The 15,558-nt window shown below is 67.2% G+C and carries 12 protein-coding genes and 1 tRNA gene; all 13 read left to right on the forward strand.

What is annotated here, in order from left to right:
• A partial coding sequence (locus DY262_RS08655) for an EF-Tu C-terminal domain-related protein (RefSeq protein ID WP_078453405.1) occupies positions 1–97 on the forward strand: 97 nt, incomplete at its 5' end.
• Between the two features lie 35 nt (positions 98–132).
• Positions 133–208: transfer RNA gene (locus DY262_RS08660), tRNA-Trp, on the forward strand.
• A gap of 146 nt (positions 209–354) precedes the next feature.
• Positions 355–738 carry a preprotein translocase subunit SecE gene (secE, locus tag DY262_RS08665; protein ID WP_116958540.1) on the forward strand — a complete coding sequence of 128 codons (384 nt, stop codon included), beginning with the start codon at positions 355–357 and terminating at the stop codon, positions 736–738.
• A gap of 3 nt (positions 739–741) precedes the next feature.
• Entirely contained in the window at positions 742–1,317 is a 576-nt protein-coding gene (gene nusG / locus DY262_RS08670) for a transcription termination/antitermination protein NusG (RefSeq protein ID WP_116958541.1), read from the forward strand.
• A gap of 113 nt (positions 1,318–1,430) precedes the next feature.
• Positions 1,431–1,862: a 50S ribosomal protein L11 gene (rplK, locus tag DY262_RS08675; RefSeq protein ID WP_070400499.1), complete on the forward strand. Its 432-nt coding sequence runs from the start codon at positions 1,431–1,433 to the stop codon at positions 1,860–1,862.
• Complete coding sequence (gene rplA / locus DY262_RS08680) at positions 1,863–2,558, forward strand: 50S ribosomal protein L1 (RefSeq protein ID WP_116958542.1); 696 nt, start codon at positions 1,863–1,865, stop codon at positions 2,556–2,558.
• A 234-nt stretch (positions 2,559–2,792) separates the two neighbouring features.
• Complete coding sequence (gene rplJ, locus DY262_RS08685; protein WP_116958543.1) at positions 2,793–3,299, forward strand: 50S ribosomal protein L10; 507 nt, start codon at positions 2,793–2,795, stop codon at positions 3,297–3,299.
• Between the two features lie 46 nt (positions 3,300–3,345).
• The gene (rplL, locus tag DY262_RS08690) at positions 3,346–3,726 is read left to right on the forward strand and encodes a 50S ribosomal protein L7/L12 (RefSeq protein WP_070400496.1); all 381 of its coding nucleotides are present in this window, start codon (positions 3,346–3,348) and stop codon (positions 3,724–3,726) included.
• A gap of 347 nt (positions 3,727–4,073) precedes the next feature.
• Positions 4,074–8,192, forward strand: a complete 4,119-nt coding sequence (rpoB, locus tag DY262_RS08695) for a DNA-directed RNA polymerase subunit beta (protein WP_116958544.1) — start codon at positions 4,074–4,076, stop codon at positions 8,190–8,192.
• Positions 8,193–8,217: 25 nt separating this feature from the next.
• Positions 8,218–12,429 carry a DNA-directed RNA polymerase subunit beta' gene (rpoC, locus tag DY262_RS08700; RefSeq protein ID WP_116958545.1) on the forward strand — a complete coding sequence of 1,404 codons (4,212 nt, stop codon included), beginning with the start codon at positions 8,218–8,220 and terminating at the stop codon, positions 12,427–12,429.
• A 130-nt stretch (positions 12,430–12,559) separates the two neighbouring features.
• Entirely contained in the window at positions 12,560–13,153 is a 594-nt protein-coding gene (locus DY262_RS08705; protein WP_116958546.1) for a LemA family protein, read from the forward strand.
• A 26-nt stretch (positions 13,154–13,179) separates the two neighbouring features.
• Positions 13,180–14,205: a M48 family metalloprotease gene (locus tag DY262_RS08710; protein ID WP_116958547.1), complete on the forward strand. Its 1,026-nt coding sequence runs from the start codon at positions 13,180–13,182 to the stop codon at positions 14,203–14,205.
• Entirely contained in the window at positions 14,202–15,557 is a 1,356-nt protein-coding gene (gene rsmB, locus DY262_RS08715; RefSeq protein ID WP_116958548.1) for a 16S rRNA (cytosine(967)-C(5))-methyltransferase RsmB, read from the forward strand. The genes DY262_RS08710 and rsmB overlap by 4 nt, the downstream gene beginning before the upstream one ends.
• The last annotated feature ends 1 nt before the right edge of the window (position 15,558 follow it).

Consider the following 15,558-nt stretch of genomic DNA (forward strand, 5'->3'; position numbering starts at 1 on the left):
GATCGCGCCCATCGCCATGGAAGAAGGCCTGCGCTTTGCCATCCGCGAAGGCGGCCGCACCGTCGGCGCCGGCGTCGTGGCCAAGATCATCGAGTAATCGGTTCGGGTCCGCCCGGGCAGAGAAAGCAACGTAGGGGTATAGCTCAATTGGCAGAGCGTCGGTCTCCAAAACCGAAGGTTGGGGGTTCGATTCCCTCTGCCCCTGCCACCTGACAGGAACCGAAAGAGCCCAACAACGCTCTCTGTCTCGTGCGCCACAAGCCCACCGAAGTCGTCAAGACCTCTGGTGGGCTTGCGTGTCTCATGCCTCGGTGGCTTGAGGCGCGCTGTTCGAAAACCTTAGTCTTAGTCCACATGGCTTCCTCCGACGTTCAAACCGTTCACTCCGGTGCCGACAAGGCCAAGCTTGCCTTGGCCGTCGCGCTCGTGGTCGTCGGTTTCGTGGCCTTCTACCTGCTCACGGGCCGTGGCGCGTTGGCGCAGTGGGGCGCCCTGCTGGTGGCGCTCGCGGCGGCCGTCGGGGTGTTCGTGGCGTCCGAGTCGGGCCGCCAGCTCATCGCCTTTGGCCGCGATTCGTGGAAGGAAGTCAAGAAGGTCGTCTGGCCCGCCCGCAAGGAGGCCATGCAGATGACGGCCTATGTCTTCGCCTTCGTGGTGGTGATGGCCTTGTTCCTGTGGCTGACGGACAAGACCCTGGAGTGGGTCTTCTACGACCTGATCCTGGGCTGGAGGAAATAAGCGATGACCGAAGAACACAGCCCCCTGGCCACGCTGGCGCCCGCCGAAGGCATGCGCTGGTACGTCGTGCACGCCTACTCGGGCATGGAAAAGGCGGCCGAGCGCAACATCATCGAGCGCATCACGCGCGCCGGCATGCAAAGCAAGTTCGGCCGCATCCTGGTGCCGACTGAAGAGGTGGTCGAGGTCAAGAACGGCCAGAAGCGCACCACCGAGCGCAAGTTCTTCCCCGGCTACGTGCTGGTGGAAATGGTGATGGACGACGACACCTGGCACCTGATCAAGCACACCAACAAGGTGACGGGCTTCGTGGGCGGTGCCAAGAACCGCCCGGTGGCCATCTCCGAAGAGGACGTGCAGAAGATCGTCAGCCAGATGCAGGAAGGCACCGACAAGCCCCGCCACAAGGTGGAGTTCGTCGTCGGCGAGTACGTGCGCGTCAAGGAAGGCCCGTTCACCGACTTCAACGGCACGGTCGAGGAAGTCAACTACGAGAAGAACAAGATGCGCGTGTCGGTGACCATCTTCGGTCGCGCCACGCCCGTCGAGCTCGAATTCAGCCAGGTCGAGAAGACCTGATGCCCTTTCAGGCGCAGGTGGGCCGGCCCGACACCTGCGCTGTTGTCCTTACCGGGTCCCAACCGCGAGGAGGTGGTGTCAAGCCCACCGTTTGCACTCGCAGGAGCTGAAAAATGGCGAAGAAAATCGTCGGCTTCATCAAGCTGCAGGTGCCAGCTGGTAAGGCCAACCCCTCCCCCCCGATCGGTCCGGCGCTGGGTCAGCGCGGCCTCAACATCATGGAGTTCTGCAAGGCGTTCAACGCGCAGACCCAGGGTGTGGAGCCGGGCCTGCCGCTGCCGGTGGTGATCACCGCGTTCGCGGACAAGAGCTTCACCTTCATCATCAAGACGCCGCCGGCGACCACCTTGATCAAGAAGGCCATCAAGCTCGACAAGGGCTCGTCGGTGCCCAACAAGAACAAGGTCGGCAAGATCACCCGGGCCCAGCTCGAGGAAATCGCCAAGACCAAGATGAAAGACATGACCGCCGCCGATCTGGACGCGGCCGTCAAGACCATCGCCGGTTCTGCCCGTTCGATGGGCGTGATCGTGGAGGGCGTGTAAATGGCCAAGCTCACCAAAAAACAGAAAGCGCTCGAAGGCAAGGTCGACAGCACCAAGCTGTACCCGCTGGCCGACGCGCTGAAGATCGTCAAGGAAGCCGCCACCGCCAAGTTCGATGAGTCCATCGACGTGGCGATCCAGCTCGGCGTGGACGCGAAGAAGTCCGACCAGGTGGTGCGTGGCGCCGTCGTGATGCCCAACGGCACCGGCAAGACCAAGCGCGTGGCGGTGTTCGCCCAGGGCGCCAAGGCCGAAGAGGCCAAGGCCGCCGGTGCCGACATCGTCGGCATGGACGACCTGGCGGCCGACATCAAGGCCGGCAACATGAACTTCGACGTCGTGATCGCCTCCCCCGATGCCATGCGCATCGTGGGTACCTTGGGCCAGGTGCTCGGCCCGCGCGGCCTGATGCCCAACCCCAAGGTCGGCACCGTGACGCCCGACGTGGCCACCGCGGTGAAGAACGCCAAGGCCGGCCAAGTGCAGTTCCGCGTCGACAAGGCCGGCATCGTGCACGGCACGATCGGCCGCCGCTCGTTCGACGCCGCGCAACTCCAGGGCAACCTGGTGGCGCTGCTCGACGCGCTGAACAAGGCCAAGCCGGCCACCAGCAAGGGCATCTACCTGCGCAAGGTGGCCGTGTCGTCGACGATGGGTGTCGGTGTCCGCGTGGACACCCAGACCATCTCGGCGTGATGAATTCGGGCGCCCTGGGGCGCCCGGGTGTGGTGGGTTCGCGGCGCGCCTTCGGGTGCACCGTGAAGCCATCCAAGACCGTTGGCGCCGGCCCTCGCGGGTCGGCTTAATCGTCAAGGCCAACGCAGATGGCGATCCCGCCGCTGAAGGATTCGAGAGTGTCCTGCAACGGTTGATCGCTGCAATGAGGCGTGTGGCGGGTGGTGACACCCCCGCACATTGAAGGAGTGAACCTTGAGTCTGAATCGCAGTGAGAAAGAAGCGGTCATCACCGAAGTGACCGGCCTCGCCGCCAAAGCTCAAACCCTCGTGATGGCGGAGTACCGCGGCATCACGGTTGCCTCCATGGACAAGCTGCGCGTGAGCGCCCGCAACAGCGGCGTGAGCCTGAGTGTGTTGAAAAACACCCTGGCCCGCCGTGCGGTCGCCGGCAGCCCGTTCGAGGTGGTGGCCGACAAGATGACCGGTCCGCTCGTCTACGGCTTCTCCGAAGACGCCGTGGCCGCCGCGAAAGTGGTGGCCGAGTTCGCGAAGACCAACGACAAGCTGGTCATCCGCGGCGGTGTCTACGCGGGCAAGGCCCTGGACGTCGACGGTGTGAAGCAGCTCGCCAGCATCCCCTCGAAAGAGGTTCTGCTCGCGCAGCTTTGTGGCCTGCTCAAGTCGCCGATCTCGCGCACCGCGGTGGTGCTCGGCGCGCTGGCCAAGAAAAAAGGCGAAGGCGAAACGGCTGCCGCCTGACGGTCGCAGCTTCCCGCAAACATCAACCGATTGATTGGAAATTCAAATGGCATTCGATAAAGACGCATTTCTGACGGCCCTGGACAGCATGTCCGTCATGGAACTCAACGACCTGGTGAAAGCCATCGAAGAGAAGTTCGGCGTGAGCGCCGCCGCCATGGCCGCCCCGGCCGCCGGTGGCGCGGGTGGTGGCGCCGCCGCCGCCGCGGAAGAGAAGACCGAATTCAACGTGGTGCTGGCCGAAGCCGGTGCCAACAAGGTCGCCGTGATCAAGGCCGTGCGCGAAATCACCGGCCTGGGTCTGAAGGAAGCCAAGGACCTGGTCGACGGCGCGCCGAAGAACGTGAAGGAAGGCATCGCCAAGGCCGACGCCGAAGCCGCCGTGAAGAAGCTGGTGGAAGCCGGCGCCAAGGCCGAGCTGAAGTAAATCGGCCCGGGCCTACTGCGCGACCCGATCTCGGCGCGGCGGTGCTCACCGTACATCAGTACGGTTGCGCTCCTCGCACCGACCTCGGGCCGCTCGCGACGGCCCGCATCCGATTTACACCGGGCAGGTTGCGTGACCTGCCCTTTGCGCTTTCAGAGCGCACCTGGAATCGCTGCCGCGCAGCGCTTCCAAGTGTCTTCTGAACCCGACTGCAGAAGACCACTTGGTTCGGGCCCGCGTGCAACGCGCGGGCCGTCCGCCATCGGTTGGTAGAGGCCAGCCACCAAGCTCGTCAGCGCAGCGCGCCGCTGACCGACAGTCGCCAAGACCTCAAGCCCGGAGATCTCATGGCATCGAAGTACTCATACACCGAACGCAAGCGCATCCGAAAGAGTTTCGGCACGCGCGAGAACGTGCTCGCCATCCCTTATCTGCTGCAGATGCAGAAGGATGCCTACACCGCCTTCCTGCAGGCGGACGTGATCCCCAAGCAGCGCACCACCGAAGGCCTTCAGGCCGCATTCACCGCCGCCTTCCCGATCGTCTCGCACAACGGTTTTGTCGAGATGAAGTTCGTGGAATACAACCTGGCCAAGCCCGCGTTCGACGTGCGTGAGTGCCAGACGCGCGGCCTGACCTTCGCGTCCGCCGTGCGCGCCCGCGTGCAGCTCATCATCTACGACCGCGAGTCCTCCACGCCGCAGTCCAAGGTGGTCAAGGAAGTGAAGGAGCAAGAGGTCTACATGGGCGAAGTGCCGCTCATGACCGACAAGGGCTCCTTCATCATCAACGGCACGGAGCGCGTGATCGTCTCGCAGCTGCACCGCTCGCCGGGTGTCTTCTTCGAACACGACAAGGGCAAGACGCACAGCTCGGGCAAGCTGCTGTTCTCGGCCCGCATCATTCCCTACCGCGGCTCCTGGCTGGACTTCGAATTCGATCCGAAGGACGTGCTGTTCTTCCGCGTCGACCGTCGCCGCAAGATGCCGGTCACGATCCTGCTCAAGGCCATCGGCCTGACGCCGGAAACCATCCTGGCGAACTTCTTCGTCAACGACCACTTCCGCATCATGGACAGCGGCGCGCAGATGGCCTTCGTGCCCGAGCGCCTGCGCGGCGAAGTGGCGCGCTTCGACATCACCGACAAGTCGGGCAAGGTGGTGGTGGCCAAGGACAAGCGCATCACCGCGCGCCACACGCGCGAGCTGGAGCAGTCGGGCACCACGCACGTGAGCGTGCCCGAGGACTTCCTCATCGGCCGCGTGGTGGCCAAGAACATCGTTGACCCGGACAGCGGCGAGATCATCGCCAAGGCCAACGAGGAAATCACCGAAGCCCTGCTCAAGAAGCTGCGCGCCGCCGCCATCCAGGAACTGGCCTGCATCTACACCAACGAGCTGGACCAGGGCGCCTACATCAGCCAGACCCTGCGCATCGACGAGACCGCCGACGAATTCGCCGCGCGCGTGGCCATCTACCGCATGATGCGCCCCGGCGAGCCGCCGACCGAGGACGCGGTGCAGGCCCTGTTCCACCGCCTGTTCTACAACCCGGACACCTACGACCTCTCGCGCGTGGGCCGCATGAAGTTCAACGCCCGCGTGGGCCGCGACGAGGCCACCGGCCCCATGGTGCTGTCCAACGACGACATCCTGGCCGTGGTCAAGATCCTCGTGGACCTGCGCAACGGCCGTGGCGAAGTCGACGACATCGACCACCTGGGCAACCGCCGCGTGCGCTGCGTCGGCGAACTGGCTGAGAACCAGTACCGCACCGGCCTCGCCCGCATCGAGAAGGCCGTGAAAGAGCGTCTGGGTCAGGCCGAGCAAGAGCCGCTGATGCCGCACGACCTGATCAACTCCAAGCCGATCTCCGCGGCGCTCAAGGAGTTCTTCGGTGCCTCGCAGCTGTCGCAGTTCATGGACCAGACCAACCCGCTGGCCGAGATCACGCACAAGCGCCGCGTTTCGGCCCTGGGCCCGGGCGGTCTGACGCGCGAGCGCGCCGGCTTCGAGGTGCGCGACGTGCACGTCACGCACTACGGCCGCGTCTGCCCGATCGAAACGCCTGAAGGTCCGAACATCGGCCTGATCAACTCGCTGGCCCTGTACGCCCGCCTCAACGAGTACGGTTTCATCGAGACGCCGTACCGCCGCGTGGTGGATGGCCAGGTCACGAACCAGATCGACTACCTGTCGGCCATCGAGGAAGGCAAGTACGTCATCGCGCAGGCCAACGCGGCGCTCGACAAGGACGGCCGCCTGGTGGGCGAGCTGGTCTCCGCGCGCGAGAAGGGCGAATCCATCCTGACCGGCCCCGACACCATCCAGTACATGGACGTGTCGCCGGCGCAGATCGTGTCGGTGGCCGCCTCGCTGGTGCCCTTCCTGGAGCACGACGACGCCAACCGCGCGCTGATGGGCGCCAACATGTCGCGCCAGGCCGTGCCCGTGCTGCGCCCCGAGAAGCCCTTTGTGGGCACCGGCATCGAGCGCGTGGCCGCGGTCGACTCCGGCACGGTGGTGACGGCCACCCGCGGTGGCGTGGTCGACTACGTCGACGCCACCCGCATCGTGATCCGCGTCAACGACGAGGAAGCGGTGGCCGGCGAAGTGGGCGTGGACATCTACAACCTCATCAAGTACCAGCGCTCCAACCAGAACACCAACATCCACCAGCGCCCCATCGTCAAGAAGGGCGACAAGCTGGCCAAGGGTGACGTGATCGCGGACGGCGCGTCCACCGACCTCGGCGAGATCTCGATCGGCCAGAACATGCTGATCGCCTTCATGCCCTGGAACGGGTACAACTTCGAGGACTCGATCCTCATCAGCGAACGCGTGGTGGCCGACGACCGCTACACCAGCATCCACATCGAGGAGCTGGTGGTGATGGCGCGCGACACCAAGCTGGGCGCCGAGGAAATCACCCGCGACATCCCGAACCTGGCCGAGCAGCAGCTCAACCGCCTGGACGAGTCCGGCATCATCTACGTGGGCGCCGAGGTGCTGCCCGGCGACGTGCTGGTCGGCAAGGTCACGCCCAAGGGCGAGACCACGCTCACGCCCGAAGAGAAACTGCTGCGCGCGATCTTCGGCGAGAAGGCCTCCGACGTGAAGGACACCTCGCTGCGCGTCGAACAGGGCTCGCAGGGCACGGTGATCGACGTGCAGGTCTTCACCCGTGAAGGCATCCAGCGCGACAAGCGCGCCCAGCAGATCATCGACGACGAGCTCAAGCGCTTCCGCCTCGACCTCAACGACCAGCTGCGCATCGTCGAGGCCGACGCCTTCGACCGCATCGAGAAGCTGCTGGTGGGCAAGGTCGCCAACGGCGGTCCGAAGAAGCTGGCCAAAGGCACCACCATCGACAAGGCCTACCTGGCCGATGTCGAGAAGTACCACTGGTTCGACATCCGCCCGGCGGACGACAACGTGGCCGCGCAGCTCGAGTCGATCAAGAACTCGATGGAGCAGACGCGCCACAGCTTCGACCTCGCGTTCGAAGAGAAGCGCAAGAAGCTCACGCAGGGCGACGAGCTGCCCGCTGGCGTGCTCAAGATGGTCAAGGTCTACCTGGCCGTCAAGCGCCGCCTGCAGCCCGGCGACAAGATGGCCGGCCGCCACGGCAACAAGGGCGTGGTCTCCAAGATCGTGCCGGTGGAGGACATGCCGCACATGGCCGACGGCACCCCCGCCGACGTGGTGCTCAACCCGCTGGGCGTGCCTTCGCGCATGAACGTGGGCCAGGTGCTGGAAGTGCACCTGGGCTGGGCCGCCAAGGGCCTGGGCCAGCGCATCGGCGACATGCTGCAGCGCGAAGCCAAGGTGGCGGAGGTGCGCCAGACCCTCGAGTCCATCTTCAACACCATGGGCAAGAAGGAAGACTTCGCCGGCCTGTCCGACGCCGAGGTCATCGAGATGGCGCAGAACCTGCAGCACGGCGTGCCCTTCGCGTCGCCCGTGTTCGACGGTGCCTCGGAAGACGAGATCCGCGCCATGCTCAAGCTGGCCTACCCGGACGACATCGCCGCGATCAAGGGCCTGACCGAGACGCGCACCCAGGCGCAGCTCTACGACGGCCGCACCGGCGACGCCTTCGAGCGCAAGACCACCGTGGGCTACATGCACTTCCTCAAGCTGCACCACCTGGTCGACGACAAGATGCATGCCCGCTCCACCGGCCCGTACTCGCTCGTCACCCAGCAGCCGCTGGGCGGCAAGGCGCAGTTCGGTGGCCAGCGTTTCGGCGAGATGGAGGTCTGGGCGCTGGAAGCCTACGGCGCGTCCTACATCCTGCAGGAGATGCTCACCGTCAAGTCCGACGACGTGCAGGGCCGCACCAAGGTGTACGAGTCCATCGTCAAGGGCGAGCACACCATCGACGCGGGCATGCCCGAGTCGTTCAACGTGCTGGTCAAAGAGATCCGCTCGCTCGGCATCGACATCGAACTCGAGCGTTCGTGATCCACTGAAGTAAAGGAAAGCTCACATGAAATCCTTGCTCGACCTGTTCAAGCAGTTCACGCCCGACGAGCATTTCGATGCCATCCGCATCGGCCTGGCCTCGCCGGAAAAAATCCGCTCCTGGTCCTTCGGTGAAGTCAAGAAGCCCGAGACCATCAACTACCGCACCTTCAAGCCCGAACGCGACGGCCTGTTCTGCGCCAAGATCTTCGGTCCCATCAAGGACTACGAGTGCCTGTGCGGCAAGTACAAGCGCCTGAAGCACCGTGGCGTGATCTGCGAGAAGTGCGGCGTCGAAGTGACCCAGACCAAGGTGCGCCGCGAGCGCATGGGCCACATCGACCTGGCCGCGCCCTGCGCGCACATCTGGTTCCTGAAGTCGCTGCCGTCGCGCCTGGGCCTGGTGCTCGACATGACGCTGCGCGACATCGAGCGCGTGCTGTACTTCGAGGCCTACGTGGTGACCGACCCCGGCATGACCCCGCTGAAGAAGTTCGGCATCATGTCCGAGGACGATTTCGACGCCAAGCGCAAGGAGTACGGTGACGAGTTCGTCGCCAAGATGGGCGCCGAGGGCATCAAGGAGCTGCTGGAGAACATCGACCTCGACATCGAGATCGAGAAGCTGCGCAACGACCTGACCGGCTCGGAACTGAAGATCAAGAAGAACGCCAAGCGCCTGAAGGTGCTCGAGGCCTTCAAGCGCTCGGGCATCAAACCCGAGTGGATGGTGCTCGACGTGCTGCCCGTGCTGCCGCCGGACCTGCGTCCGCTGGTGCCGCTGGACGGCGGCCGCTTCGCGACCTCCGACCTCAACGACCTGTACCGCCGCGTCATCAACCGCAACAGCCGCTTGAAGCGCCTGCTCGAACTCAAGGCGCCCGAGATCATCGCGCGCAACGAGAAGCGCATGCTGCAGGAAGCCGTGGACAGCCTGCTGGACAACGGCCGCCGCGGCAAGGCCATGACGGGCGCCAACAAGCGCGCGCTCAAGTCCCTGGCCGACATGATCAAGGGCAAGAGCGGCCGCTTCCGCCAGAACCTGCTGGGCAAGCGCGTCGACTACTCGGGCCGTTCGGTCATCGTGGTGGGCCCGACGCTCAAGCTGCACCAGTGCGGCCTGCCCAAGCTGATGGCGCTGGAGCTGTTCAAGCCCTTCATCTTCTCGCGCCTGGAAGCCATGGGCATCGCGACCACCATCAAGGCCGCGAAGAAGGAAGTGGAAGCCGGCACCCCCGTGGTGTGGGACATCCTCGAAGAGGTCATCAAGGAGCACCCGGTTCTGCTGAACCGCGCGCCCACGCTGCACCGCCTGGGCATCCAGGCCTTCGAGCCCATCCTGATCGAGGGCAAGGCGATCCAGCTGCACCCGCTGGTCTGCGCCGCCTTCAACGCCGACTTCGACGGTGACCAGATGGCCGTTCACGTGCCGCTGTCCGTGGAAGCGCAGCTCGAAGCCCGCACCCTGATGCTGGCCTCCAACAACGTGCTGTTCCCGGCCAACGGCGAGCCCTCCATCGTGCCCTCGCAGGACGTGGTGCTGGGCCTGTACTACGCCACGCGCGAGAAGATCAACGGCAAGGGCGAAGGCATGATCTTCGCGGACCTGCCCGAGCTGCAGCGCGCGCTGGACAACGGCGTGGTGGAACTCACCGCGCGCGTGAGCGTGCGCCTGGTCGAGTGGACCAAGGACAAGACCAGCGGCGAATTCGTCGCGGGCCTCAAGCTGGTCGACACCACCGTGGGCCGCGCGCTGCTGTCCGAGATCCTGCCGAAGGGCCTGCCCTTCTCGGTGCTGGACAAGCCGCTCAAGAAGAAGGAAATCTCGCGCCTCATCAACGCGAGCTTCCGCAAATGCGGCCTGAAGGAGACCGTGGTCTTCGCCGACAAGCTGCTGCAGAACGGCTTCCGCCTGGCCACGCGCGCGGGCATCTCGATCGCCGTCGACGACATGCTGGTGCCCAAGGAGAAGAGCGGCATCATCGAGCGCGCCGAGTCCGAGGTGAAGGAAATCGCCCAGCAGTACGCCTCCGGTCTGGTGACCGCCGGCGAGCGCTACAACAAGGTGGTCGACATCTGGGGCAAGGCCGGTGACGAGATCTCCAAGGTCATGATGGCCCAGCTGGCCAAGCAGAAGACCACGGACCGCAGCGGCAAGGAAGTGGACCAGGAGTCGTTCAACTCCATCTACATGATGGCCGACTCGGGCGCCCGCGGTTCCGCGGCGCAGATCCGCCAGCTGGCCGGCATGCGCGGCCTGATGGCCAAGCCCGACGGCTCCATCATCGAGACCCCCATCACGGCGAACTTCCGTGAAGGCCTCAACGTGCTGCAGTACTTCATCTCCACGCACGGCGCCCGCAAGGGCCTGGCCGACACGGCGCTGAAGACCGCGAACTCGGGCTACCTGACGCGCCGCCTGGTGGACGTGACGCAAGACCTGGTGGTCACCCACCAGGACTGCGGCACCTCCAACGGCACGCTGATGCGCGCCATCGTCGAGGGCGGTGAGGTCATCGAGTCGCTGCGCGACCGTATCCTGGGCCGCACCACGGCCGAGGAAGTGATCCACCCCGAGACGCGCCAGCAGCTCGTGCCCGCGGGCGAAATGCTCGACGAGGACACCCTCGACCTGCTCGAGGCCGCCGGCGTCGACGAGGTCAAGGTGCGCACCGCGCTCACCTGCGAGACCCGCTACGGCCTGTGCGCCAAGTGCTACGGCCGCGACCTCGGCCGCGGTGGCCTGGCCAACATCGGCGAGGCGGTGGGCGTGATCGCCGCGCAGTCGATCGGCGAGCCCGGCACGCAGCTGACCATGCGCACCTTCCACATCGGCGGCGCGGCCTCGCGCGCGGCGGTGGCCTCCAGCGTGGAAGCCAAGTCCAGCGGCGTGATCGGCTTCAACGCCACCATGCGCTACGTGACCAACTCCAAGGGCGAGCTGGTGGTGATCGCGCGTTCGGGCGAGATCATCATCCAGGACGAACACGGCCGCGAGCGCGAGCGCCACAAGGTGCCCTACGGCGCCATCCTGGCGATCAAGCCCGACCAGCAGATCAAGGCCGGCACCATCCTGGCCAACTGGGACCCGCTGACCCGACCCATCATCACGGAATTCGCCGGCACGGTGAAGTTCGAGAACGTGGAAGAGGGCCTCACGGTCGCCAAGCAGGTCGATGATGTGACCGGTCTGTCCACGCTGGTGGTGATCGATCCCAAGCGCCGCGGCGCCACGAAGGTGGTGCGCCCGCAGGTCAAGCTGATCGACGCGTCCGGCAGCGAGGTGAAGATCCCCGGCACCGACCACGCCGTGACCATCGGCTTCCAGGTCGGCGCCCTGATCCAGGTGCGCGACGGCCAGGACGTGGGCCCCGGCGAGGTGCTGGCCCGCATCCCGGTCGAAGGCCAGAAGACCCGCGACATCACGGGTGGTCTGCCGCGCGTGGCCGAGCTGTTCGAGGCGCGTTCGCCCAAGGACGCTGGCATCCTGGCCGAGATGACCGGTACCGTGTCCTTCGGCAAGGAGACCAAGGGCAAGATCCGCCTGCAGATCACCGACCCCGAGGGCAAGGTCTGGGAAGAGCTCATCCCGAAAGAGAAGAACATCCTGGTGCACGAAGGCCAGGTGGTCAACAAGGGCGAGAGCATCGTCGACGGTCCGGCCGATCCGCAGGACATCCTGCGCCTGCTGGGCATGGAAGAGCTCGCGCGCTACATCGTCGATGAGGTGCAGGACGTCTACCGACTGCAGGGCGTGAAGATCAACGACAAGCACATCGAGGTGATCGTTCGCCAGATGCTGCGCCGCGTCGTGGTCGAGAACCCCGGCGATTCGTCCTACATCGGCGGCGAGCAGGTGGAGCGCTCGGAGATCCTCAACACCAACGACGCCCTGCGCGCCGACGGCAAGATCCCCGCGACCTACAGCAACGTGCTGCTCGGTATCACCAAGGCCTCGCTGTCGACCGACTCGTTCATCTCCGCGGCCTCCTTCCAGGAGACCACGCGCGTGCTGACCGAAGCGGCCATCATGGGCAAGCGCGATGAGCTGCGTGGCCTGAAGGAGAACGTCATCGTCGGCCGCCTGATCCCCGCGGGCACCGGCATGGCCTACCACGAGGCGCGCAAGGTCAAGGAGAAGATGGACGACGAAGAGCGCCGCGCCATCGCCGAGGCCGATGCCCTGTCGCTGGCGGCCGACCAGGCCGACGCGGCGGCTGGCGAGTCCGCCGAGTAAGCGGCCCGACGCCGGTCACCGCCGACAAGCCCCCGGTCGACAGGCCGGGGGCTTTTTCTTTGGGCGCGCATACCCCGCGCGCTATAGTCCCCCGCCCGCCAATCGCGGGCGAGCGAGGAGGAAACACACGATGGGTGTTCTGCAATGGGTGCTGCTGCTGGCGGCGCTGCTGGTCTTCTTCTGGGCGGTCGGGGCCTACAACCGGCTCGTGCGCCTGCGCAACGGCATCGCCAATGCGTTCGCGCAGATCGACGTGCAGCTCAAGCGCCGGCACGACCTGATCCCCAACCTGGTCGAAGTGGCCCGCAAGTACCTCGAGCACGAGGCGCAGACGCTCGAGGCCGTGATCGCCGCGCGCAACCAGGCGCGCAGCGCCGAGCAGGCCGCCGCCAGCGCGCCGCTGGCGCCCGGCGTCATGGGTACCCTGTCGGGCGCGGAGCAGCTGCTGGGTGGCGCGCTCGGTCGCCTCATGGCGGTGGTGGAGAACTACCCCGAGCTCAAGGCCGACCAGAGCATGCGCGAGCTCAGCGAAGAGCTGGCCAGCACCGAGAACCGCATCGGCTTCGCGCGCCAGGCCTACAACGACCAGGCCAACGACTTCAACGACGCCGCGCAGCAGTTCCCCACGCTCCTCGTCGCGCGCCTGTTCAATTTCCTGCCCCAGGCCATGCTGGAAGCGACCACCAGCGAGGCCGAGCGCGAGCCGGTCAAGGTGCGGTTCTGAGCCACCGACACTGACGCGGGCGGCGCATGCGGTTCATCGACTCTCAGCGCGAAGCGCGCGCGCGCAGTCGCCGGCTGGTGGCGGCCTTCGGCCTCACCGTGCTGCTGCTGGTGCTGGCCGTCAACGCGGCCCTCGCCGTGGGCTGGCTGCTGTCGGGGCCACTCTGGCTGGCGGGCGGGTGGTACTTCCCGCGGCACTTCTGGGCCGTGAACACCGGCGTGACCCTGCTCTTCGTGCTGGGCGGCTGGTGGCTCGAAACCTCGCAGCTGGAACACCAGGGCGGCGTGCGGCTGGCCGAGCGCATGGGCGCGCGCGCGGCCCGGCCCTCGGGCCGGCTCGACGAGCAGCGCTTCGTCAACATCGTCGACGAGCTGTCCATCGCCTCGGGCCTGCCGCGCCCCACCGCCATGGTGGTGGCGCGCGACCAGGCCATCAACGCCTTCGCCACCGGCTGGACGCCGCAGGACGCGGTGGTGGCCGTCACCCAGGGCGCGCTCGACCACCTCACGCGCGAGGAGCTGCAGGGCCTGGTCGCGCATGAACTGGGTCACATCGGCGAAGGCGACACGCGCCTGAACCTGCGCCTGGCGGGCATGGTGTTTGGGCTGGAGATGGTCCATCGCCTCGGCCAGCGCCTGGCCGAGCCGGGCGAGGACGGCCGCCGCTTCATGGGCGCGCTGATGGGCCTGTGCCTCATGGGCGTGGGCTGGCTCGGCTGGGTTGCGGGCCATGCGCTGCAGGCCGCGGTGTCGCGCCAGCGCGAGTACCTGGCCGACGCGCGCGCCGTGCAGTGGACGCGCAGCCGCGACGGTCTGGGCGGCGTGCTGCGCAAGGTCATGACGCAGCAGCGCGAGGGCCTGCCATCGCGCGCGGTGGGCCCCTCGCTGCAGCACCTGCTGCTGGTGGGCAACGGGCATGGCGCGCTCGCGCGCCGCTTCGACTCGCACCCGCCGCTGGCCGAGCGGGTGCGCCGCATCTACGGCCGGCACATGGGCCCCTTGCCACTGCCGGCGCAGCGCACGGTGGGCGACCCCACCGTGGTGCACGCATGAACACGGGTGCCCACGCGCGGCCACCGCACGGGTCGCTGCAGGCGCCCGCGCTCAGCGAGCAGCTCGCGCTGGCGGCCCAGGCGGTGCTCGCGGTGCGCCAGGGCCGCTCCCTGGGCGACGCACTCGCGGCCGTGCCCGCGCCGCTGCGCCCGGGCGTGCAGGCGCTGGTCTTTCACAGCCTGCGCCTGCTGGGCCACTGCGAGGCGCTGGTGGCCCGCCTGGCCGACCGCGCGCCGCCGCCGCCCCTGCGCTCGCTCATGTGCGTGGCGCTGGCGCTGCTGCTGGCGCCCGACGCCCCCGGCGCCAGCTACGCCGCGCACACCGTGGTCGACCAGGCCGTGCGCGCGGCCCGGAAGGACAAACGCTGGCAGCGCCAGGCCGGTTTCCTCAACGCCTGCCTGCGCCGCTACCTGCGCGAGGCCGCTTCGCTGCAGGCCCCGCTGGCCCAGGACCCGGTGGCGCGCTGGAACCACCCGAGCTGGTGGATCGAACGCCTGCGGCGCGACCACCCGGCGGACTGGGAGCGCCTGCTGCTGGCCAACAACCGGCCCGGGCCCATGACCTTGCGGGTCAACCGCCGCCGCACCGATCGCGAGGCCCTGGCCCGCGCGCTGGCCGACCAGGGCGTGGCCAGCCGGCCCGTGGGCGAGGACGGGCTGGAGCTGGCGCGCCCGCTGCCGGTCGACCAGATCCCCGGTTTCGCCGAGGGCCACTGTTCGGTGCAGGACGAGGCCGCCCAGCTGGCCGCGCCGCTGCTGCTTGACGGGCTCGCCGCGCGCCCGCGCGTGCTGGACGCCTGCGCCGCGCCCGGCGGCAAGACCGCCCACCTGCTGGAGCGCGCCGATGCCGAGCTGCTGGCGCTGGACGTCGACGCCGCGCGCTGCACCCGCATCAGCGACAACCTGCGCCGCCTGGGTCTGGTGGCCGAGGTGCGCCACGCCGACGCCGCCCGCCCCGCCGACTGGTGGGACGGCCGGCCCTTCGACGCCATCCTGCTCGACGCCCCCTGCACGGCCTCGGGCATCGTGCGCCGCCACCCGGACGTGCGCTGGCTGCGCCGCGACAGCGACGTGGCGGCCCTGGCGGGCACCCAGCGGGCCCTGCTCGACGCCCTGTGGCCGCTGCTGCGGCCCGGCGGGCGCCTGCTCTACGCCACCTGCTCGGTGTTCCGCGCCGAGGGCAGCGAGCAGGCCGAGGCGTTTCTTCAGCGCCACACCGACGCCCGGGCAGGCGCCGCTCCCGGCCATCTGTTCCCCGGTACACCCGGGGGTGCCGGACAGTTCAACGACAATGCCTCGGGTGGACCGGACGGCTTTTTCTACGCACGTTTTGACAAGGCCCGCGGCGGCTGAT

Origin of the sequence: Hydrogenophaga borbori (genome assembly GCF_003417535.1) — a bacterium.
GTDB lineage: Bacteria > Pseudomonadota > Gammaproteobacteria > Burkholderiales > Burkholderiaceae_C > Hydrogenophaga > Hydrogenophaga borbori.